Source organism: Ruegeria sp. HKCCD7221 (assembly GCF_013031225.1).
Lineage (GTDB): Bacteria > Pseudomonadota > Alphaproteobacteria > Rhodobacterales > Rhodobacteraceae > Ruegeria.
Genome location: NZ_WPZE01000010.1, coordinates 22800 through 41200, shown reverse-complemented (window position 1 = coordinate 41200; position 18401 = coordinate 22800). Strand labels below are relative to the sequence as shown.

The 18401-nt window shown below is 57.8% G+C and carries 25 protein-coding genes; 15 read left to right on the top strand and 10 right to left on the bottom strand.

Translation table 11 applies throughout. The features are described from left to right. Positions 1-15: 15 nt before the first annotated feature. Positions 16-1188 (bottom strand): MalY/PatB family protein, encoded by a 1173-nt coding sequence (locus GOX73_RS18300; RefSeq protein ID WP_171126863.1) that lies wholly within the window; start codon positions 1186-1188, stop codon positions 16-18. A 94-nt stretch (positions 1189-1282) separates the two neighbouring features. On the opposite strand from GOX73_RS18300, the gene def (GOX73_RS18295) reads away from it, so the two are divergent. Genes def (GOX73_RS18295) through GOX73_RS18275 form a run of 5 tightly spaced genes read left to right on the top strand, consistent with a single transcriptional unit; the run spans position 1283 to position 3731 of the window. Continuing rightward, positions 1283-1801: a peptide deformylase gene (gene def, locus GOX73_RS18295; RefSeq protein ID WP_171135053.1), complete on the top strand. Its 519-nt coding sequence runs from the start codon at positions 1283-1285 to the stop codon at positions 1799-1801. Next, positions 1798-2292, top strand: a complete 495-nt coding sequence (def, locus tag GOX73_RS18290; protein ID WP_171125295.1) for a peptide deformylase — start codon at positions 1798-1800, stop codon at positions 2290-2292. Before def (GOX73_RS18295) ends, def (GOX73_RS18290) begins: the two co-directional genes overlap by 4 nt. A 43-nt stretch (positions 2293-2335) precedes the next feature. Then, positions 2336-3250 (top strand): methionyl-tRNA formyltransferase, encoded by a 915-nt coding sequence (gene fmt / locus GOX73_RS18285; RefSeq protein WP_171126861.1) that lies wholly within the window; start codon positions 2336-2338, stop codon positions 3248-3250. Positions 3251-3256: 6 nt separating this feature from the next. Continuing rightward, the gene (locus GOX73_RS18280) at positions 3257-3493 is read left to right on the top strand and encodes a hypothetical protein (RefSeq protein WP_171126860.1); all 237 of its coding nucleotides are present in this window, start codon (positions 3257-3259) and stop codon (positions 3491-3493) included. Between the two features lies 1 nt (position 3494). Further along, a complete protein-coding gene (locus GOX73_RS18275; protein ID WP_170413888.1) occupies positions 3495-3731 on the top strand; it encodes a GlsB/YeaQ/YmgE family stress response membrane protein in 237 nt (78 codons plus the stop codon). Between the two features lie 52 nt (positions 3732-3783). Here GOX73_RS18275 and GOX73_RS18270 read toward each other — a convergent pair whose 3' ends face one another. The 6 genes from GOX73_RS18270 to GOX73_RS18245 form a co-directional block, all read right to left on the bottom strand. Beyond that, positions 3784-4407, bottom strand: coding sequence for a trimeric intracellular cation channel family protein (locus GOX73_RS18270; protein WP_171126859.1), 624 nt, complete (start codon positions 4405-4407; stop codon positions 3784-3786). Then, complete coding sequence (rnhA, locus tag GOX73_RS18265; RefSeq protein ID WP_171125287.1) at positions 4404-4871, bottom strand: ribonuclease HI; 468 nt, start codon at positions 4869-4871, stop codon at positions 4404-4406. The genes GOX73_RS18270 and rnhA overlap by 4 nt, the downstream gene beginning before the upstream one ends. Further along, the gene (locus tag GOX73_RS18260; RefSeq protein WP_371808666.1) at positions 4864-5451 is read right to left on the bottom strand and encodes a class I SAM-dependent methyltransferase; all 588 of its coding nucleotides are present in this window, start codon (positions 5449-5451) and stop codon (positions 4864-4866) included. Before GOX73_RS18260 ends, rnhA begins: the two co-directional genes overlap by 8 nt. Further along, positions 5448-5900 carry a DUF3429 domain-containing protein gene (locus tag GOX73_RS18255; RefSeq protein WP_171126858.1) on the bottom strand — a complete coding sequence of 151 codons (453 nt, stop codon included), beginning with the start codon at positions 5898-5900 and terminating at the stop codon, positions 5448-5450. The genes GOX73_RS18260 and GOX73_RS18255 overlap by 4 nt, the downstream gene beginning before the upstream one ends. Continuing rightward, complete coding sequence (ispH, locus tag GOX73_RS18250; RefSeq protein WP_171125283.1) at positions 5897-6847, bottom strand: 4-hydroxy-3-methylbut-2-enyl diphosphate reductase; 951 nt, start codon at positions 6845-6847, stop codon at positions 5897-5899. Before ispH ends, GOX73_RS18255 begins: the two co-directional genes overlap by 4 nt. Before the next feature lie 187 nt (positions 6848-7034). Further along, positions 7035-7607: an NYN domain-containing protein gene (locus GOX73_RS18245; RefSeq protein WP_058278950.1), complete on the bottom strand. Its 573-nt coding sequence runs from the start codon at positions 7605-7607 to the stop codon at positions 7035-7037. A gap of 140 nt (positions 7608-7747) precedes the next feature. Here GOX73_RS18245 and folK point away from each other — a divergent pair, with 140 nt between their 5' ends. From folK to GOX73_RS18220, 5 genes are all read left to right on the top strand, one after another. Beyond that, a complete protein-coding gene (folK, locus tag GOX73_RS18240; protein WP_171126856.1) occupies positions 7748-8317 on the top strand; it encodes a 2-amino-4-hydroxy-6-hydroxymethyldihydropteridine diphosphokinase in 570 nt (189 codons plus the stop codon). Positions 8318-8411: 94 nt separating this feature from the next. Further along, complete coding sequence (gene rpoZ / locus GOX73_RS18235; protein ID WP_142639234.1) at positions 8412-8765, top strand: DNA-directed RNA polymerase subunit omega; 354 nt, start codon at positions 8412-8414, stop codon at positions 8763-8765. Positions 8766-8791: 26 nt separating this feature from the next. Further along, positions 8792-10924 (top strand): bifunctional (p)ppGpp synthetase/guanosine-3',5'-bis(diphosphate) 3'-pyrophosphohydrolase, encoded by a 2133-nt coding sequence (locus GOX73_RS18230; protein ID WP_171125279.1) that lies wholly within the window; start codon positions 8792-8794, stop codon positions 10922-10924. 16 nt (positions 10925-10940) lie between these two features. Then, complete coding sequence (locus GOX73_RS18225; protein WP_171125277.1) at positions 10941-11639, top strand: DUF2062 domain-containing protein; 699 nt, start codon at positions 10941-10943, stop codon at positions 11637-11639. Further along, positions 11632-12384, top strand: coding sequence for a pyridoxine 5'-phosphate synthase (locus GOX73_RS18220; protein ID WP_171126854.1), 753 nt, complete (start codon positions 11632-11634; stop codon positions 12382-12384). The genes GOX73_RS18225 and GOX73_RS18220 overlap by 8 nt, the downstream gene beginning before the upstream one ends. 10 nt (positions 12385-12394) lie before the next feature. Here the strand turns inward: GOX73_RS18220 and GOX73_RS18215 are convergent, their stop codons facing one another. Continuing rightward, the gene (locus tag GOX73_RS18215; RefSeq protein WP_171126852.1) at positions 12395-13243 is read right to left on the bottom strand and encodes a PHB depolymerase family esterase; all 849 of its coding nucleotides are present in this window, start codon (positions 13241-13243) and stop codon (positions 12395-12397) included. A 123-nt stretch (positions 13244-13366) separates the two neighbouring features. On the opposite strand from GOX73_RS18215, the gene acpS reads away from it, so the two are divergent. From acpS to rnc, 3 genes are all read left to right on the top strand, one after another. Further along, positions 13367-13768, top strand: coding sequence for a holo-ACP synthase (gene acpS, locus GOX73_RS18210; protein WP_171125271.1), 402 nt, complete (start codon positions 13367-13369; stop codon positions 13766-13768). Between the two features lie 75 nt (positions 13769-13843). Beyond that, a complete protein-coding gene (lepB, locus tag GOX73_RS18205) occupies positions 13844-14683 on the top strand; it encodes a signal peptidase I (protein ID WP_171125269.1) in 840 nt (279 codons plus the stop codon). Continuing rightward, a complete protein-coding gene (gene rnc, locus GOX73_RS18200) occupies positions 14680-15357 on the top strand; it encodes a ribonuclease III (protein WP_171125267.1) in 678 nt (225 codons plus the stop codon). The genes lepB and rnc overlap by 4 nt, the downstream gene beginning before the upstream one ends. 3 nt (positions 15358-15360) lie before the next feature. Here the strand turns inward: rnc and GOX73_RS18195 are convergent, their stop codons facing one another. Further along, positions 15361-16119 (bottom strand): hypothetical protein, encoded by a 759-nt coding sequence (locus GOX73_RS18195; RefSeq protein ID WP_171126850.1) that lies wholly within the window; start codon positions 16117-16119, stop codon positions 15361-15363. Then, positions 16116-16919, bottom strand: a complete 804-nt coding sequence (locus GOX73_RS18190; protein WP_171126848.1) for a hypothetical protein — start codon at positions 16917-16919, stop codon at positions 16116-16118. Before GOX73_RS18190 ends, GOX73_RS18195 begins: the two co-directional genes overlap by 4 nt. Before the next feature lie 188 nt (positions 16920-17107). Here GOX73_RS18190 and era point away from each other — a divergent pair, with 188 nt between their 5' ends. After that, positions 17108-18016, top strand: coding sequence for a GTPase Era (gene era, locus GOX73_RS18185; RefSeq protein ID WP_171126846.1), 909 nt, complete (start codon positions 17108-17110; stop codon positions 18014-18016). After that, positions 18013-18342 (top strand): DUF1491 family protein, encoded by a 330-nt coding sequence (locus GOX73_RS18180; protein ID WP_171125259.1) that lies wholly within the window; start codon positions 18013-18015, stop codon positions 18340-18342. Before era ends, GOX73_RS18180 begins: the two co-directional genes overlap by 4 nt. Positions 18343-18401 lie beyond the last annotated feature (59 nt).

The window sequence follows — 18401 nt, the reverse complement described above, 5'->3', positions numbered from 1 at the left end:
TCGTTGGGCTTGGGTTCACTGCAAGTCAGAAAAGGCCTGTTTCAGCCTGTTGCAAGCTTCTTCCACGCGGCTGCGCTGGGTTGCCAGATTGAACCGCTCGAACGTCTCGCCGCCCGGACCAAATCCGGGGCCGGGCGAGGTCGCGATCTTGGCGTCCTCACGCAGGCGGCGGAAAAATTCAGGGTGATCCATTCCGGTTCCTGAAAAATCGACCCAAGCCAGAAAAGTCGCCTGAAGTGGCATGGACCACAGGCCGGGGATATCTGCGATGGCTGCGTCAAAAAGCTTTCGGTTACCGTCAAGATGCGCAACCTGTTCGTCGACCCATGCGGCGCCTTCGGGCGAATAGGCCGCCATGATCATCGCCACGCCCAAAGCGCTGGGCGCATAGTCAAGGGTGCCGAGGCGATGGACCATCGCCGCGCGCAGTTTTGGGTCGGGAATGACCATGTTGCCGGTGCGTTGACCCGCAATGTTGAACGTCTTGGAGGCCGCCGTCAGGGTCACCGTCCACGGCCGTGCATCGGGCGCGGCCACGTCCATGGGGACAAAGGTGCTGCTGGGGTAGACCAGGTCATGGTGAATCTCATCAGACACCAACACAAGGCCATTGCGTTCAGCAAAGGCTGCCACAGCGCGCAACTCATCCACAGTCCAAACCCGACCGGAGGGGTTCTGGGGTGAACACCACAGAAGCATCTTTTCCGACCCGTCCAAGCGCGACTGCGCGTCGTCCATATCAATCGTGTAACTGTCGCCCTGTCGTACCAGCGGGCATTCCACCACGCGGCGGCCGGATTTGTTCACCTTGTGGGCGAACTCATGATAGACGGGCGTGAATATGACCACGCCGTCCCCGGGCTCGGTCCACACATCCAGACACAGCGCGATCGCATTGCCCAGCCCTTGCGAGGTCAGGACCCAATCTGTGTCAATGTCCCATGCATGACGGTTTTTCATCCACCATTGGACCGAAGTCAGATAGTCAGGGTGCGCCCACGAATACCCGAAAACACCGTGATCCGCGGCCTTTCGAACGGCTTCGATAACGCAGGGTGCGCTGGGATAATCGGAATCTGCCGTCCACATCGCCAGCCCGTCCTGCGGTGAAATACCGTAGAGTTTCTCTAGCTTGTCCCATTTTGAACTATAAGTGCCCCGGCGGTCGATCAGGTCGTTGAACGTCATGTCTTCTCCATCTGTCGGCTGGAAAGCTAGCTACAATTTTGGCAGGTGCAAGGGGGGCGTTGCGGCGGGGCGTGTGATGGCCTAAATCAACCCCATGAAACGCTCAATTCTTATTCATCCCGACCACCGACTGAAAAAGGTCTGCGCCCCGGTGACCGACCTGTCGGACGAGCTGCGTCAACTGGCCGATGACATGCTGGAAACCATGTATGACGCCCCCGGCATTGGGCTGGCCGCGCCGCAGATTGGCGTGCTGGATCGGCTGATCGTGATGGACTGCGTCAAGGAAGAGGGCGAGGAACCGCGCCCGCTAATCATGTTCAACCCCGAGATCATCGCATCGTCGGACGAAACCAACGTCTATGAGGAAGGTTGCCTGTCGATCCCCGAGCAATTTGCAGAGGTGACCCGACCCAAAGTCGTCGAGGTGGCGTGGATTGACTGCGACGGCAATGCGCAGCAGGAAACATTCGATGACCTCTGGGCGACCTGCGTGCAGCACGAGATTGACCATCTGAACGGCAAGCTGTTCATCGACTATCTAAAACCGCTGAAACGCCAGATGATCACGCGCAAGATGCAAAAGCTGAAACGTGAAAAGGCGCGCGCATGACCGTTCGTACCTGTCTGCCATGGCCCGACAAGCGCCTGCGTACCAAGGCAGAGGTTGTGAGCGAAATCACCGACGATATCCGCGCGATCTGGGATGACATGGTCGACACGATGGAGGCGATGCCCGGCGTGGGCCTTGCTGCGCCTCAGATCGGTGTGATGCTGCAGTTGGCGGTCGTGGATGGTTCGACCGAGCGGGGCCGGGCCGTGCGACTGGCGAATCCCGAGATTCTGCACAGCTCGATCGAGATGCGTGAACATGATGAGGCCAGCCCAAACCTGCCCGGCGTGTCGGCCAAAGTGAAACGACCTCGTGCGGTGACCGTCAAGTTTCTGAATGAACAAGGCATGATCGACCGCCGTGATTTTGTCGGGATCGAGGCGACAAGTGTGCAGCACCAGATCGACCATCTGAACGGCCGCATGTATTTCGACCGGCTCAGCAAGGTCAAACGCGACATGCTGCTGCGCAAAGCCAAGAAACTCGCGTAGGCCGGGCTTCAGCCCGGCACCGCCCAAGCCTCGGAGCCCTGTCATGCGCATCATCTTCATGGGAACGCCCGAATTCTCGGTGCCGGTGCTGGATGCGCTGGTTGAGGACGGGCATGAGATTGCCGCCGTGTATTGCCAGCCACCGCGCCCGGCGGGGCGAGGTAAGAAAGACCGCCCGACCCCGGTGCATGCGCGAGCCGAGGCGTTGGGCCTGACTGTACGCCATCCGGTTTCTTTGAAGTCCGAAGAAGAACAATCCGCTTTCGCTGCGCTGCAAGCTGACGTCGCCGTCGTTGTGGCATATGGCTTGCTGTTGCCTCAGCCTATTCTGGATGCGCCGCACCTTGGCTGCCTGAACATCCATGCCAGCCTATTGCCCCGCTGGCGAGGGGCCGCGCCGATTCACCGTGCAATCATGGCGGGTGATGCACAGACCGGTATCTGCATCATGCAGATGGAGGCGGGGCTGGACACCGGCCCTGTCCTGCTGCGGCAGGCCACCGATATTCGAGATCAGGAAACGACCGACCAACTGCATGATCGGCTTTCTGAGATGGGCGCGGGTCTGATCGTTCAGGCGCTGGCCACCTTGCCTGACCGGACGCCGGTGAACCAGCCCAACGACGGTGTGACCTACGCCGCCAAGATCGACAAATCCGAAGCGCGCATCGACTGGACACGCCCGGCGGTTGAGGTCGATCGCCAGATACGCGGATTGTCACCCTTCCCCGGTGCATGGACCCTGGTTGAAGGCGAGCGGATCAAACTTCTGGCCTGCTGTCTGACTGAGGGACAGGGCACCCCCGGTCAGGTTCTGGACGACGCGTTGTGTGTCGCTTGCGGAGAGGGGGCCGTGAAGCTCCTGCGCTTGCAAAGGGCGGGCAAAGGCGCGCAGGATACAGAAACGTTCCTGCGCGGTTGGCCAATCCCGGCCGGTACGCTGTTTCAATCGGAGTAACACCGCATGTTCATGATCCTGATGGGCACAATTGTGATCGCCGGGATCGTTGGATACCTGTCCGAAAAGACCGGTTTCACGCATAACGGATATGTGCCTTCGATCATCATATGCATTGGTGGAGCGTTTCTGTTTTATTTCTTCCGCATCATGTTCGGCATCAGCTTTGGCGCGCCCGGTCTGAATGCCGTGATCTCATCCATTGGCGCGCTGATCATCGTGCCGACGCATTGGAGGAAGTGACATGCCCGTAATCGCTCTGATCGTGATTGGCGCGGCCGCAGGGTTTCTGGCCACGCGTCTGATGCGGATCGAGGCTGACATTCCGACAACGATGCTCATTGGCATAGTCGGCGCGCTGGTCGGAGGGTTTCTGCTGCGCGCATTGATAACGGTTGCAGGGTGGCTGTCCGGTTTTGTCGGAGCTGTTTTGGGCGCATTGCTGGTGATCTGGATCTGGCAAAAATATCTGCGCCGCTGATCTGCGTGTCCTCTGTTCGCTTAACCTACAATACGTGACCCAAGCCTCGTTGCTAACGACGCGGTGGTCTGCTTTTGTAGACTGGCAATCGCCAGCCAAACAGCAGCGATCCAGCCCTGAGGGCCCAGCAAACAAGGGCACAGGCGGAAAGAGCGGCAAAGGTGTCCAGCCCTAAACGGGTTGCTAATACGGCCGTCAGAGCACCAGCAAAGGCGCAAGACACATAAAGCTCGCCCTGTTTCAGAACCAGCGGGACCTCATTGCAGACCACGTCGCGCATCAGTCCACCGAGGCAACCTGTAATGATCCCCATCAGAACAACGATGGCGCCGGAATGACCCAGTGACAACGCAGCCGCCGTTCCTGCGGCAACGGCGATGGACAGGGCAAAACTGTCCAGCCAAACCAGCCAATTATACCGGCTTTCCATCAGGTGTGCGGTGAAAAACACCAGCGCTGCAGCACCCGTTGCGATCAGGATGTAATTTGGCTGGCCAACCCAAAAAACCGGGTGCCGGTCCAGCAGGAGATCACGCACTGTTCCGCCGCCAACCGCAGTCAGGCAGGCAATGAACGCAAAGCCCACCAAATCCAACTGCGCCCGGCTTGCAACCAAGGCGCCCGTCAACGCGAACACAAAGACCGAGGCATAATCCAGCAGCGCCAGACCGCTCACGCCTTTTCCTTTTTTGGCTTGAACGGAGCCATGCCCGCACGGGCCAGTTCGTCGGCCTTTTCGTTTTCGGGATGACCGGCATGTCCTTTGACCCACTCCCACGTCACATCGTGGCGGGTCTGCGCTTCGTCCAGTCTTTGCCACAGATCGACATTCTTGACGGGCTTTTTGTTCGAGGTCTTCCAGCCATTGCGTTTCCAGCCGAAAATCCAGCCGGTCACTCCGTTCTTTACATAGGCGCTGTCTGTAACGACCGTGATCTTCGAGGCCCGCTCCAGTGTTTCCAACGCGCTGATCGCGGCCAGCAATTCCATGCGGTTATTGGTAGTTTCGGCCTCTCCGCCGTTCAGCTCGCGTTCTTTCAGAACGGTGTCGCCATCCATCGCGCGCAGCAACACACCCCATCCGCCGGGGCCGGGATTGCCGGAACAGGCCCCGTCTGTATAGGCGAACAGTTCAGGCATGGGCGAGCACCAGAATGAAGCCGTCGTATGATCCGGCCAGCCCCGCGCCGACGCCAGTGGTGATCTGGTCGACGGTAAATCCGGTGGTTGCAAGGGCCTCTTCGATCTCGGTCTGCGAGAAATAGGTATAGAACCGATCCAGGTCGTCGCGATGTTCCCCCGTGCCGAGTTTCAGGCCAAGGAAGAAAACGCCCTGAGGTTTCAAAGCGCGGTGGATCGCCGTCAAATGACGTGGGAAATCTTCGCGCGGGGCGTGCAAAAGTGAAAAGCTGGCATAGATGCCATCATACTTAGAAACCTCGGTCACGTCATCGAACGTGCCGAGATGCGCATCTATGCCATTTTCCAAGGCGTGATCGACAAAGGCCTGTGTTGCGTCCAGCGCGCGAACCCGCAAGCCTTCGCGCTGCAAGAACGCACTGTCTGAACCGGGACCAGAGCCGAGGTCCAGAACATAGCCACCATTCACGACGGCTTCGGCAAAGGCCATGCGCGCTTCGATCTGTTCGGGGGGCAGGGGGATACTCAGGTATTCTGCAACGCGGGTTGTGTAAGCATCGATCGTTCTTTTATCGGTCACAGGTATACTCCGACGGCAAGGCAGGCCAAGACAACGGCCGTCAGCAACATGCGCAACCGCATCCACCAGACCGGGGTCAGTCGCCAGTATGAAAACATGGCGTCCAATAAAAGCAACCCGGCAAATCCGTACATCAGGTTTGTTCCGGCACTGACTGGGCCGCCGCCTGTCTTGAAGAACGCCCATAGCGCAGGCAGGACCGAGAGCGTGTAGCAGGTTGCTGCTTTGCTGGCCGACGTTTTGGTCGCGAAGCCCCACAAAACGCCTGACATGAAGCTCAGGATGACCGAACCGTAGAATAGCTGGATATACGGCCCAACAAACCGAGGCCCCAGCGCCTGTTTCCCCCAGTCGTTCAGATCACCGTTCAGGTAGGTCAGAGCACCCCAGATGAACGGGATAAGGCCGGTTAGTCCAAGGAGCAGGGGGGCTTTTGGTATTCCGCTCATGCGGGTTCCCGCAGCACGCGCGGGACTTTGAATTCAACGTTTTCGACGGCCGTTTCCACCATCTCGACCGTCACGTCATAGTGATCGCGGAAGGCATCTATCACCTCGTTCACCAACACTTCGGGGGCCGATGCACCCGCCGTGATTGCAATGCTGGAGATCCCTTCCAGCGCGCGCCAGTCGATATCGGTCGCGCGCTGCACGAGCTGGGCATAGTCACACCCAGCGCGCGAGGCAACTTCGACCAGACGCCGTGAATTGGACGAATTGGGTGCCCCCACCACCAACAGGGCGTCGGATTTTGGCGCAACGGCCTTGACCGCTTCCTGCCGGTTGGTCGTCGCATAGCAGATGTCTTCCTTATGCGGTCCGACAATCGCCGGGAACCGGGCCTGAAGCGCCGCGATAATGTCTTTTGTGTCGTCGACAGACAGGGTGGTCTGGGTCACAAAGGCCAGCTTTTCGGGGTTGCGAACCTGAACCGTAGCAACATCTTCGACCGTTTCGACCAACAGCACTTCGCCCGCTGGCAGCTGGCCCATGGTCCCAACCGTTTCCGGGTGCCCCTTGTGCCCGATCATGATCATCTGAAGACCCGCGTCCGAGTGGCGCTGGGCTTCGACATGGACCTTGGAGACCAAAGGACAGGTCGCGTCCACATAGATCATTTCGCGCCGTGTCGCCGTTTCCGGGACCGATTTCGGCACGCCATGGGCGGAAAAGATCACTGGCCGGTCATCAGGGCATTCGTCCAGTTCCTCGACAAACACCGCTCCTTTGTCGCGCAGCCCGTCGACGACAAATTTGTTATGCACGATCTCGTGGCGCACATAGACCGGTGCGCCCCATTTTTGCAGGGCCATTTCAACGATCTTGATGGCCCGGTCGACACCGGCGCAGAACCCGCGCGGCGCGGCAAGGTACAAAGTCAGCGGGGGCTTGTTCATGTCACGGTCTCCTTAAGGCCACAGGTAAGTCTTTTCCCGGCCTTGGTCCAGACAGGACTGCGTCATTGATCTGACATGAATCAGTGCTAGCCAAGAGGTGTTTTAGCACCTGTCTTTAGTTAAAGAAGCGCGGTCAGGTGATAAACCTGACCGCGCCGTTTTCAACTCTGTTGTGAGTGACCGGGTGTTACTGCCCACCGGCCGCAACGCTGCGCGGTTCCATGGGCATCTCACGCGGAGGGCGGCCGATCACGTCGCGCAGGTCCTCCAACTCGATGAAGTTGTCCGCTTGGCGGCGCAGTTCGTCCGAGATCATCGGCGGCTGGCTGCGAATGGTCGAGACGACCGATACACGCACGCCCTGACGTTGCAGGCTGGCAATCAGCGGGCGGAAATCCCCATCGCCCGAAAACAGCACGATATGATCCACGCGTGGTGCCAGTTCCATAGCATCGACGGTCAGTTCAATGTCCATGTTTCCTTTGACTTTCCGACGCCCCATGCTGTCGGTGTATTCCTTTGCCGGTTTTGTCACCATGGTGAAACCGTTGTAATGCAGCCAGTCAACCAAAGGACGGATCGGCGAATACTCGTCGTTTTCCAAGAGCGCTGTGTAGTAGAAAGCTCTGAGCATCTTACCGCGACGCATGAATTCCTGACGCAGCAGCTTGTAGTCGATATCAAACCCAAGCGCTTTGGCGGCCGCATAAAGATTCGAGCCGTCGATGAACAGCGCTAGCCGTTCGTCTTTATAAAACATAAATAGTTCCTTCCGGTACAAACCAGAACGCCGGGTGTTACGTGAGTGAGTCTAGGAAATAGGCGGCGCGCTGATACGCCTATAATTAGGGCATTTAATGTGTATCGCAAGTATGCAATTCACCGAATATAGGGAGTAGAATGCGCAAATTTTCGTCAAAAGTGGTGATCGCACTAGGTGCAAATCTCAATTTGAGGGATCAAGGACCCAAGGTGACACTGGAAAAGGCGCTTGACGCGATACCGCGTCAGGGGGTGCTGATTCGCGCGGTCAGCCGGTTTTTCGAGACGCCGTGTTTCCCAGCCGGAGCGGGGCCGGATTATGTCAACGCGGCCGCGCTGATCGAGACTGACAAGACCCCGGCAGAACTTTTGCATCTGTTGCATGAGGTCGAGCATGACCACGGCCGCCAACGGGTTCAGCGCTGGGGAATGCGCACACTGGATTTGGATCTGGTTTGCTATGACGATCAGGTGCTGCCCGATCGCGATGGGTATGAGCGGTGGAGAACCTTGTCCGCGGGAGACCAAAAACAACAGGCGCCGGATCAGTTGATCCTGCCGCATCCCCGTCTTCAGGATCGGCCTTTTGTATTGGTGCCCATGGCAGATGTCGCCCCGGATTGGCGTCATCCGGTGCTGGGCGGAACCGTGCAGGAAATGCTGGCAGACCTTCCTGCGGACGATGTCGCGGCAGTCACCCCAATGTGAACGGTGCATTTGCAGCATTTCCTGCTTGTCAAGGCGGGGATTCGCGCTTAGATAAACCTCTTCCTGACATGGATTCAGTAACGGAGAGCGCCCTATGGCCCGCGTGACGGTTGAAGACTGCGTAGACAAAGTGCCAAACCGGTTCGAGCTTGTGATGCTTGCCGCCCATCGTGCGCGCGAGATTTCCGCTGGTGGCCCGATCACCGTGGACCGCGACAACGACAAAAACCCTGTCGTTTCGCTGCGCGAGATCGCGGACGAAACCCAAAGCGCGGATGAGCTGCGCGAGCGCCTGATCGAAGCCAACCAGACCCAGATTGAAGTTGACGAGCCGGAAGAAGACCAGATGGCTCTGCTGATGGGTGCGGAAACCGATAAGCCTGCGGACGACGATATGTCCGAAGAAAAGCTTCTGCGCGCTCTGATGGAGGCTCAAGGCCAGGGGTAATCCCCTCGAACGAAGGTGCGGACCGGATGATTTCTGCAGACGATCTGATTGCGCTGGTCCGCAACTACAACCCTAAGACAAATGCAGACCGCATCGCCCGGGCTTATGAGTTCGGAAAGCAGATGCACGAAGGCCAATTCCGCCACTCGGGAGAGCCTTATTTTACCCACCCCGTTGCCGTTGCCGCCATCCTGACCGAACAGCGTCTGGATGATGCAACGATCATCACGGCCCTTTTGCATGACACAATCGAGGACACCAAGGCCAATTACGGCAAGGTGTCTGATCTGTTCGGGGATGAGGTCGCCAAGCTGGTGGACGGTGTCACCAAGCTGACGAACCTGCAGCTTTCCAGTCGTGAAACCAAACAGGCCGAGAACTTTCGCAAACTGTTCATGGCGATGTCCAAGGACTTGCGGGTTATTCTGGTCAAGCTGGCCGACCGCCTGCACAACATGCGCACGATCAAGGCGATGCGCCCCGAAAAGCAGGTGCAAAAGGCGCGCGAGACGATGGATATCTACGCGCCGCTTGCAGGCCGCATGGGGATGCAATGGATGCGCGAGGAGCTGGAAGACCTCGCCTTTCGCGTTCTGAACCCCGAAGGCCGCCAGTCGATCATTCGCCGTTTCATCACATTGCAGCGTGAAACCGGTGATGTGATTCATCGCATCACGGGCGATATGCGGCGCGAGTTGGAAAAGGCCGGGATCGAAGCTGAGGTGTTTGGCCGCGCCAAGAAACCTTATTCGATTTGGCGCAAGATGCAGGAAAAGGATCAAGGCTTTTCGCGCCTGTCTGACATCTATGGATTCCGCATCATCACTCAGACCGAAGAAGATTGTTACCGGACGCTGGGCGCAATCCACCAACGCTGGCGTGCGGTGCCGGGGCGGTTCAAGGACTACATCAGCCAGCCGAAATCGAACGGGTACCGCTCGATCCATACAACCGTGTCGGGACGCGACGGTAAACGGGTCGAGGTTCAGATTCGTACCCGTCAGATGCATGACGTTGCCGAAACAGGTGTGGCCGCGCATTGGTCTTATCGCGATGGTGTCCGCTCGGAAAACCCGTTTGCGGTCGATCCGGCGAAATGGATCGCCAACCTGACCGAACAGTTTGACAGCGAAGAGGATCACGAAGATTTCCTCGAAGCGGTCAAGTTGGAGATGTATTCCGACCAGGTGTTCTGCTTCACGCCCAAGGGCGACGTGGTCAAGCTGCCGCGCGGGGCCACGCCGATTGACTTTGCGTATGCGATCCACACCCGGATCGGGTCCGCCTGTGTTGGCGCCAAAGTGGACGGCATCAGGGTTCCGTTGTGGACACGGATCAAGAATGGGCAATCGGTGGATATTATCACCGCCGACGGGCAAACCCCGCAGGTCACATGGCTTGAGATTGCGGTGACCGGGAAGGCGAGAACCGCCATTCGCCGTGCGCTGCGCGAAGTGGACCGTGAACGGTTCATCAAGCTGGGCAAAGAGTTGGCGCGGTCCGGCTTTGATCACGTCGGACGCAAAGCGACCGACAAAGCCTTGGATACGGCCGCCAAGCATCTTCGTTTGAAAGACCGCCACGAATTGCTGGCGCGGCTTGGCAGCGCGGAACTGACCGCCCATGATGTGGTCAGTGCGGTTTATCCGGAACTGACACAGGATGACGGCGACGCGATCCCGTTGCGCCGTGCTGTGATCGGTCTGGAGCCGGGGCAGAAATTCGACCGCGCGCCTTGCTGTCAGCCTCTGCCGGGTGAGCGGATCGTGGGGATTACCTATCGCGGGAAAGGCGTTGTGGTCCACGCCATTGATTGCGATCGCCTGACCGAGTTTGAGGGTGAGCCCGACCGTTGGGTCGATCTGCACTGGCATACCGGAACGCACCCGGCTGTTTATGGTGCAACCCTGGATCTGACAATCGGTAATGACGCCGGGGTACTGGGGCGTATTTGCACATTGATCGGCGAGAAAAAGGCCAATATTTCAAACTTGGAATTTGTCGACCGCAAACCGGATTTTTACCGTTTGTTGATCAATGTCGAACTTCGGGATCTTGAGCAATTGCATTCGCTGATGCTGATGCTGGAGGCCGAAAGCGACGTTGCCGCGGTCGAACGCTACCGGGACAGGACCAAAACCGCCGTGGCGGCAGGCTAGGAAGGGGTGATCAGGAGTGGTTTTCAAGCGCCGAGATCGACGCTCGCCTGTCCAGATCGCATCCGAATTCGTCTATCCCCGAGGCGGATGGACGCGCGCTTTTCACTACGTCAAACATCGGGTCCGCCGCCTACCGGATTCGCCTGAACGTATTGCGCGCGGGATCGGGGCAGGGGTCTTTGCAGCGTTCACCCCCTTTTATGGATTGCACTTCGTCGTAGCCGCGGTGTGCGCGCGTTTGATCAACGGCAACATTCTGGCTGCGCTCAGCGGGACATTCTTTGGCAACCCGTTGACTTATGTACCTATCGGAGTGGTTTGCCTGCAGACGGGCCATTTCCTGCTCGGGACCGAGTTTCAGGAAGGCGACACGCAGGGGCTGATGGGAAAATTCGCTAATGCCCTGCGCGATCTGAAAGACAACCTGATCGCCATGTTCACCGACCGGGTCGCGGATTGGCACGGGCTTGGCATCTTCTATCGTGAGGTGTTCTACCCCTATCTGATTGGCGGAATTCTTCCGGGTCTTTTGGCCGCTGCGATTTGTTACTACCTCAGCCTGCCTTTGATCCGCACCTATCAGCAGCGCCGCCGCGACAAGATCAAGGCAAAGTTTGATGAAATCAAACGGCTGGCCGAAACCAAGACTGCCGTTCCAGTTTCAAACGCACTAGGCTCGGCCAAAAGTTCGGAAAAGGAATCAGGCGATGTCTGACAATCATTTGCGTCTGGGCGTGAACATCGACCACGTGGCGACCATTAGAAATGCGCGGGGCGGGGCCTATCCCGATCCAATGCGCGCCGCAAAACTGGCAGAAGAGGCTGGCGCAGACGGTATCACCGCTCATCTGCGCGAGGATCGCCGGCACATCGTTGATGCCGATATTGAAGCGTTGATGGATGCGCTGACCGTTCCGCTGAACTTTGAAATGGCCGCCACGCCCGAGATGCAGAAGATCGCCCTGCGCCATAAGCCGCACGCGGTCTGTATTGTCCCCGAAAAGCGCGAGGAACGCACCACCGAGGGCGGGCTTGAGGTTGCGCGCGAGGAAAACAAGCTGGCGCATTTCATCGCTCCGCTACGGGACGTCGGCTGCCGCGTGTCCATCTTTATCGCCGCCGACCAACGCCAGATCGAGGCCGCCCATCGCATCGGTGCCGAAGTGATCGAACTGCACACCGGTGCATATTGCGACGCCTTTGCCGAGGGTCACATGGACGAGGCCAACCGTGAACTGGAAGGCCTGCGCGAGATGTCGGCTTTCGCCCATTCGCTGGGCCTTGAGGTCCACGCAGGCCACGGCCTGACCTATGACACAGTTCAACCTATTGCCGCCTTCCCCGAGGTGCGCGAGCTGAACATCGGTCATTTCCTGATCGGCGAAGCCATCTTTCGCGGCCTCACCCCCGCCATAGCCGAGATGCGCAGGTTGATGGATGAGGCGCGGAGGGCAAGCTGAAACGGTGCCTCTACCGAGTGGCGGGAAGTTCGATGAACCATTGCGCCACTTGGTCCGCCCAATCGGCCTGTCGACCATGGCCGTGTGGCCCTAACGCCAACGTGACCGACCCCCCTTTACACTTGGTCCATCTTTTTTCCCAAGTTGATGAATTTGTATCCGCCGCATTTGCCATTTGGCCGCATTCGTTGGTGCGGGTCAGCAGTTCGACAGACTTGAGAACACTTCCTTGTTCAAATTCATACCCGCCGAAAACCACGAACCTGCCTTCCAGCGGTACAGTGCGATCCGCAAATCCATGTGAGTGATGCATGTGCACCGGGCCGCTGCACCGTCGCCACATCGGTTCCCAAAACGCGCCGGATGCAGATGCGTAGGCAGATGCAAAGTCGTGCGAATAACAGGCCTTGTCCCAGACCATTGAACCGCCACGGGAATACCCGGCAAGTAAAATTCTATTAGCGTCCAGGCCAAAACGATTTACGGCGTCTGCTTTTATGTCTTCCAGTGCCTTCAAATCATCTCTGGGCCAGCGATGGCCATCGTGAACACCCCAGTCCAGAACTTTGGGGTTTCCGACATCTGCTTGTCCATTTGGAACGATGACCGCAATTCCCCTTTCAATAAAGGGGGTTGTGAGGTTGGATCGTTTGACTGCCGAGTCGGCGGTGGCGGCATATCCGTGCAGGTAGATTACGCTTGGGGCATTTTGCGGTACCTCTGGCAAGACGACCCTGTAGGTAAGCTGCCCAACCTGACATGGATTATCCTCTTCACCGCAGTCCTGATTTTGCGCCGTGGCGATGCTGGCCAACGGTAAGATGGCCGCCACAATTCCCCAGAATAGTCTGTTGAACATCTCCAAAGCCCTCTGCTGGGACAATTTGGTCAATGCTTATCACAAAATAGCGCTGACCCACCATCTGCTTGCCAAGCCAGTCAAATTACCGTTGATTGTCGCCATTGCTAAATTGAGAAACCAATGATCCTCGGCATCGGCACAGACCTCGCGAATATCGAACGTATCCAGGGCACGCTTGACCGGTTCGGCGATCGGTTCCGCAACCGCGTCTTCACTGAGATTGAACAGCGCAAGGCCGAGAACCGTGCCGACACAGCTGGAACCTATGCCAAACGCTGGGCAGCGAAAGAAGCGTGCTCCAAGGCGCTGGGCACCGGTCTGCGTATGGGGATCGCGTGGAAGGATATGTCAGTCACCAATCTGAAAACCGGTCAACCGGTCATGCATGTGACGGGTTGGGCGGCAGAACGGCTGCGTGAGATGACCCCCGAGGGCCACGAGGCAATCGTCCACGTCACGCTGACCGATGATCACCCCTGGGCCCAGGCCTTCGTAGTGATCGAGGCGCGCCCGCTTCAATAACGCAGCGCTCAGCCTTGACTAACCTTGCCGCGCCACGCATGTAGCACCCCAACAAACCAAGGACCGGAGAGCAGTATGGCCGAGGACGTCAAAACCGGAAATCCCGTGTGGGAGACGATCAAAACCATCGTCTACGCGCTGTTGATCGCAGGTGTTTTCCGCACGCTGTTCTTTCAGCCCTTCTGGATTCCGTCCGGCTCGATGAAACAGACCCTGTTGATCGGGGACTTCCTGTTCGTCAACAAGATGGCCTATGGGTATTCTTATGCGTCCTGCCCCAGCCTGATTATTCCCAGCGTTGGCCTGAATATCGACGCCGAAGAAATCTGTGGATGGATGCAGGGCGAGGATAACACGCGTATTTGGGGCACTGAGCCAGAGCGCGGCGATGTGATCGTGTTCCGCCATCCGGTCAACGGGCGCGACTATATCAAGCGCCTGATCGGTTTGCCGGGCGATCGTATTCAGATCCGTGAAGGGCAGATCATTCTGAACGGCACCCCGGTTCCGCAGAAGCCCGACGGGGTATTCACCGAAATCTCTGAACCTCAGGGATCGCAGGGATTGAGACCACGTTGCGAAAACGGTCCGGTTGGCTTTGGCGGTCTTTGCGAAAAATCCCGAGTGATTGAGACATTGCCCAATGGCGTGTCTTACGATGTGCTTAATATCGGCAATCAGGGATCGGACAATACCGGCATCTATACCGTGCCCGAGGGTGAATATTTCTTTATGGGCGACAACCGTGATAACTCCAGCGACAGCCGCCTGCCGGTATCGGCCGGGGGAGTTGGGTATGTCCCCTACGAAGACCTGATCGGTCGGGCCGACCGTATCATGTTCTCGTCCGCTGGCCGGTCTATGCTGTTCTTCTGGACTTGGCGGGGCGACCGGTTCTTCAAGGCGGTCAATTGAAGCTATCGGCTGAAATAAAAGCTTTTCAAAAGCGGTTGGGGTATGAGTTCTCGAACCCCGAGCTTCTGGTACGCGCGCTGACCCATGGATCAGTCTCGTCGCCGACACGACCAGATAATCAGCGGTTGGAGTTTCTGGGCGACCGGGTATTGGGTCTGGTGATGGCAACGGCACTTCTGGAAAGCGACAAGAAAGCGTCCGAAGGGCAGCTTGCCCCGCGGTTCAACGCCCTTGTCCGAAAAGAGGCCTGTGCGGACGTGGCGCGGCAGATTGATCTGGGCGCGGTGTTGAAACTGGGCCGATCCGAGATGCTGTCGGGCGGTCGTCGCAAACAAGCCCTGCTGGGGGATGCGATGGAAGCGGTCATTGCCGCAGTCTACCGCGATGCCGGTTTTGAGACAGCGGCCGAGGTTATCCTCAGGCTGTGGGGTGACCGGATTCACAATGTCGAAGAGGATGCGCGCGACGCGAAAACCTCTTTGCAGGAATGGGCGCAGGCGCGGGGCCAGAAACCTCCGTCCTATGTCGAAATCAAGCGCAGCGGCCCGGATCATGCGCCGGTTTTCACCATCGCAGCCCGTCTTCAGGACGGAACCGAGGCGCAGTCAACGGCTGGATCAAAGCGTCAGGCAGAGCAGGCAGCCGCAAAAGCGCTGTTGGACAGGCTGACCTGATCGCTAAGGTGCGGGCGGCAGTTTTCCCTGCTCTTGCAGAACCTTCAATATGCTCAGGATTGTATCTGGGCTGACATCGAAAGACCCATCCAGCGCAACGCCAATCCCCCCGTCGCCAATTTCCACCGTGCCACCGGCGTCATAGCGCGGGTCAATGGATGAAAGTTCTGGCGGAAGCGTTGGACAGATTGAGTTGCGCTTTAGCAGGGCGTCAGCGGCCTTTTCGGTGATGCTGCGGGCATCGCTCAAAAACCCCTGCTTTGTGTTGGGATCAAGGATCGGGGTTTCAAGGGTCAACTCCAAACCGGTCAAATCAAAATACACGCACTGGTTTTGCACCTGAGCAGACGCGGTTCCGGTAAATGTGATCGTATTCGCGGCTATGCTGTCTTGCCGTTTGGGAGGCTGCCCGAGTTGATGATCGCAGCGGAAGGCCTCCATCTTGACGCGGCCTTCCACATTCACATCGCGCCCGAAGGCAGACAGATCAAGGCTGTCCAATGTTACGTCGGCATTACACAAGTCGGATAATTCAGTGTTTCTTAGGCCCTGTATCAACGCGGCTTGGATATCCCGCAAATCCAGAAGGGCATCCACCGAGATACGGGTTGGTGAAACCTCTTTCAACGTCAGGTTCAACTGGTACGGAATTTCAGTGCCATCCGATCCCAAGGTCCGCTCAAACTCGAGCTGCACGTCACGGGCATCCGCTGGGTGGAAGCCCAGACAGAAGCCAAGGGCAAGGGCAAAGTACCGCTTCATTCCACCACCCCGAACCCTTGCTTTTCCTGTAGCGCCGCGATTAGGTCCAACAGCGTTCCTGCACTGGTATCAACCGAACCGCTAAGTGCAGCACCCACGCCGCCGCTGCCGATTTCTCTGATCCCGCCAGAGGTAAAGCGCGGCTCCAACCCTTTCAATTCACTTGGAAGCTCTGGGCAAACGGGGTTTTCCGCCAATACTTCGGCGCCTTTTTCAAGGATCAAGAGGCGGGCTTTTTCCGTCAGCCCGATCATGTCAGAGACAGTTCCGACAAACCCCTGTAAGTCCAATTCAACATCTTCCAGACGTAATTGAAGACAGTTCCGTTCAACTGCGGCAGAAGCTTTGATCATGACGTCCACATTCTGCCCGAACAGCAAAACACCTCGGTAGTGCGTTTTGGGATCATCGGTGTCGCAGGCATAGAATTTGGCCTGAACCTGTCCATCCGCCACCAAGGCATCTGCCTGGGCTGACACTTGTGAAACGGCCAAAGCGAATTTTTGCTGGCAGGTTTCCTTCAGAACGCTTGAAAACAGCCACGGCGCGAGGTCCTGCAGTGAACGAAGATCCAAAAACGCGTCCATACCCAACCGGGTTTCGCCAGCGTCTTTGAGGGACACAAAAAGAGTATAAGGAAGGTCCTTGCCTTTGACCTGCACGGTTTCGGCGATGCGAAACTTCACGGTCTCGGCATGTGCCGGTCTAACGGCCGTAGATACTGAGCAAACCAGAACAGTGAACATTCCGGCAAACATGCTGCCCGTCCAATGCCTGATGCCGACGAAAGCTGAAAACACGTAGTCCACCTGTAATATGCAACTTTAGGCTAGCAGAGAATTTTACACGCCGCTGACCTTTTTTCGGGGAATGTAGATCGCAAGGGATCGCGGGGCGGTTGCGCATGGCTGTCTTGCAACAAATGCCTCTGGCCCATCGGCTCTTTCTGATATAGGGGTGCGCACTTGCAAACAGGATCGCAGCACACATGACCACACGCGCCGGATTTATCGCTCTGATCGGAGAGCCTAACGCAGGCAAATCCACCCTTCTGAACCGGATGGTCGGGGCCAAGGTTTCGATCGTGACGCATAAGGTTCAGACTACGCGCGCCCGTATTCGTGGCGTCGCGATGGAAGGGGATGCGCAGCTTGTGTTTGTGGACACACCCGGCTTGTTCAAACCACGTCGCCGACTGGATCGCGCGATGGTTGCCGCAGCGTGGGGCGGGGCGGCGGATGCTGATGTCGTTGTTCTGATGGTCGAGGCGCATCGCGGCATCACCGAAGGGGTCGAACGTATCCTGGAGGGGCTGGAAGAGATCGGGCAGGGCCGTACCATCGCATTGGCGATCAACAAGATCGACAAGGTGCCCAGTGAAAAGCTGCTGGCGCTGACCAGCGACCTGAACGCGCGCTATCCATTTGCTGATACCTTCATGATTTCGGCCGAGAAAGGCCACGGTGTCGATGACCTTCGCAAATGGTTGGCGGCTGAATTGCCCGAGGGCCCGTGGCTCTATCCCGAAGACCAAATTGCCGATCTGCCGCTGCGGATGATCGCAGCCGAAATGACGCGCGAGAAACTGACCCTGCGGCTGCATCAGGAATTGCCCTATCAGCTCACGGTCGAGACCGAGAATTGGGAAGAGCGCAAGGATGGCTCGGCCAAGATAGATCAGGTCATCTATGTCATGCGCGATGGCCACAAAGGGATCGTTTTGGGCAAGCGCGGCGAAACAATCAAAGCCGTCAGCCAAGCGGCCCGCGCCGAACTGGAAGAGTTTCTGGACCGTAAAATCCACCTGTTCCTGCAGGTAAAGGTCCGACCTAACTGGCTGGAAGAGTCCGAGCGCTATTCGGAAATGGGGCTGGATTTCAAAGACGGAAACGCATGACCCGTCTGACCGCAGATTTCTGGGTTCACGCCTATATCGCGCGGTTGCGGCTTCAGGATATCCCTGCATTTGTCGTGTCGCATGGCGACGATACGGCCGGTGCCGTCTTGGTCAAAATGAACACGCTGGATGGTCAGGCGGTGGCATACCAACGCAGCTTTGACTTGATGAGCGGTGAGCGTAAATGGGTGGAGCTGTCCGGTGGCGCGGAGGCAGACGTGGACCAAGCCATTCAACGCCAACGCAGTTTTGACCCTGATCTTTGGGTGATCGAGGTTGAAGATCGGCAAGGGCGGCACCTTTTGGGTGAGGACGGGCTGGAGTGATGGTCCGGCTCGGCGCGTAACAACTTGAGCCCAAACCATGGCGCAAAACGCCAAGACTT

Coding starts and splice junctions, on each gene's coding strand:
- GOX73_RS18300 (WP_171126863.1), bottom strand. CDS start 1,188: ATGACGTTCAACGACCTGATCGACCGCCGGGGCACTTATAGTTCAAAA.
- fmt (WP_171126861.1), top strand. CDS start 2,336: ATGCGCATCATCTTCATGGGAACGCCCGAATTCTCGGTGCCGGTGCTG.
- GOX73_RS18245 (WP_058278950.1), bottom strand. CDS start 7,607: ATGTTTTATAAAGACGAACGGCTAGCGCTGTTCATCGACGGCTCGAAT.
- rpoZ (WP_142639234.1), top strand. CDS start 8,412: ATGGCCCGCGTGACGGTTGAAGACTGCGTAGACAAAGTGCCAAACCGG.
- ispH (WP_171125283.1), bottom strand. CDS start 6,847: ATGAACAAGCCCCCGCTGACTTTGTACCTTGCCGCGCCGCGCGGGTTC.
- def (WP_171135053.1), top strand. CDS start 1,283: ATGAAACGCTCAATTCTTATTCATCCCGACCACCGACTGAAAAAGGTC.
- GOX73_RS18275 (WP_170413888.1), top strand. CDS start 3,495: ATGCCCGTAATCGCTCTGATCGTGATTGGCGCGGCCGCAGGGTTTCTG.
- GOX73_RS18220 (WP_171126854.1), top strand. CDS start 11,632: ATGTCTGACAATCATTTGCGTCTGGGCGTGAACATCGACCACGTGGCG.
- def (WP_171125295.1), top strand. CDS start 1,798: ATGACCGTTCGTACCTGTCTGCCATGGCCCGACAAGCGCCTGCGTACC.
- rnhA (WP_171125287.1), bottom strand. CDS start 4,871: ATGCCTGAACTGTTCGCCTATACAGACGGGGCCTGTTCCGGCAATCCC.
- acpS (WP_171125271.1), top strand. CDS start 13,367: ATGATCCTCGGCATCGGCACAGACCTCGCGAATATCGAACGTATCCAG.
- folK (WP_171126856.1), top strand. CDS start 7,748: ATGCGCAAATTTTCGTCAAAAGTGGTGATCGCACTAGGTGCAAATCTC.
- GOX73_RS18255 (WP_171126858.1), bottom strand. CDS start 5,900: ATGAGCGGAATACCAAAAGCCCCCCTGCTCCTTGGACTAACCGGCCTT.
- lepB (WP_171125269.1), top strand. CDS start 13,844: ATGGCCGAGGACGTCAAAACCGGAAATCCCGTGTGGGAGACGATCAAA.
- GOX73_RS18230 (WP_171125279.1), top strand. CDS start 8,792: ATGATTTCTGCAGACGATCTGATTGCGCTGGTCCGCAACTACAACCCT.
- GOX73_RS18280 (WP_171126860.1), top strand. CDS start 3,257: ATGTTCATGATCCTGATGGGCACAATTGTGATCGCCGGGATCGTTGGA.
- GOX73_RS18215 (WP_171126852.1), bottom strand. CDS start 13,243: ATGTTCAACAGACTATTCTGGGGAATTGTGGCGGCCATCTTACCGTTG.
- GOX73_RS18195 (WP_171126850.1), bottom strand. CDS start 16,119: ATGAAGCGGTACTTTGCCCTTGCCCTTGGCTTCTGTCTGGGCTTCCAC.
- GOX73_RS18180 (WP_171125259.1), top strand. CDS start 18,013: ATGACCCGTCTGACCGCAGATTTCTGGGTTCACGCCTATATCGCGCGG.
- era (WP_171126846.1), top strand. CDS start 17,108: ATGACCACACGCGCCGGATTTATCGCTCTGATCGGAGAGCCTAACGCA.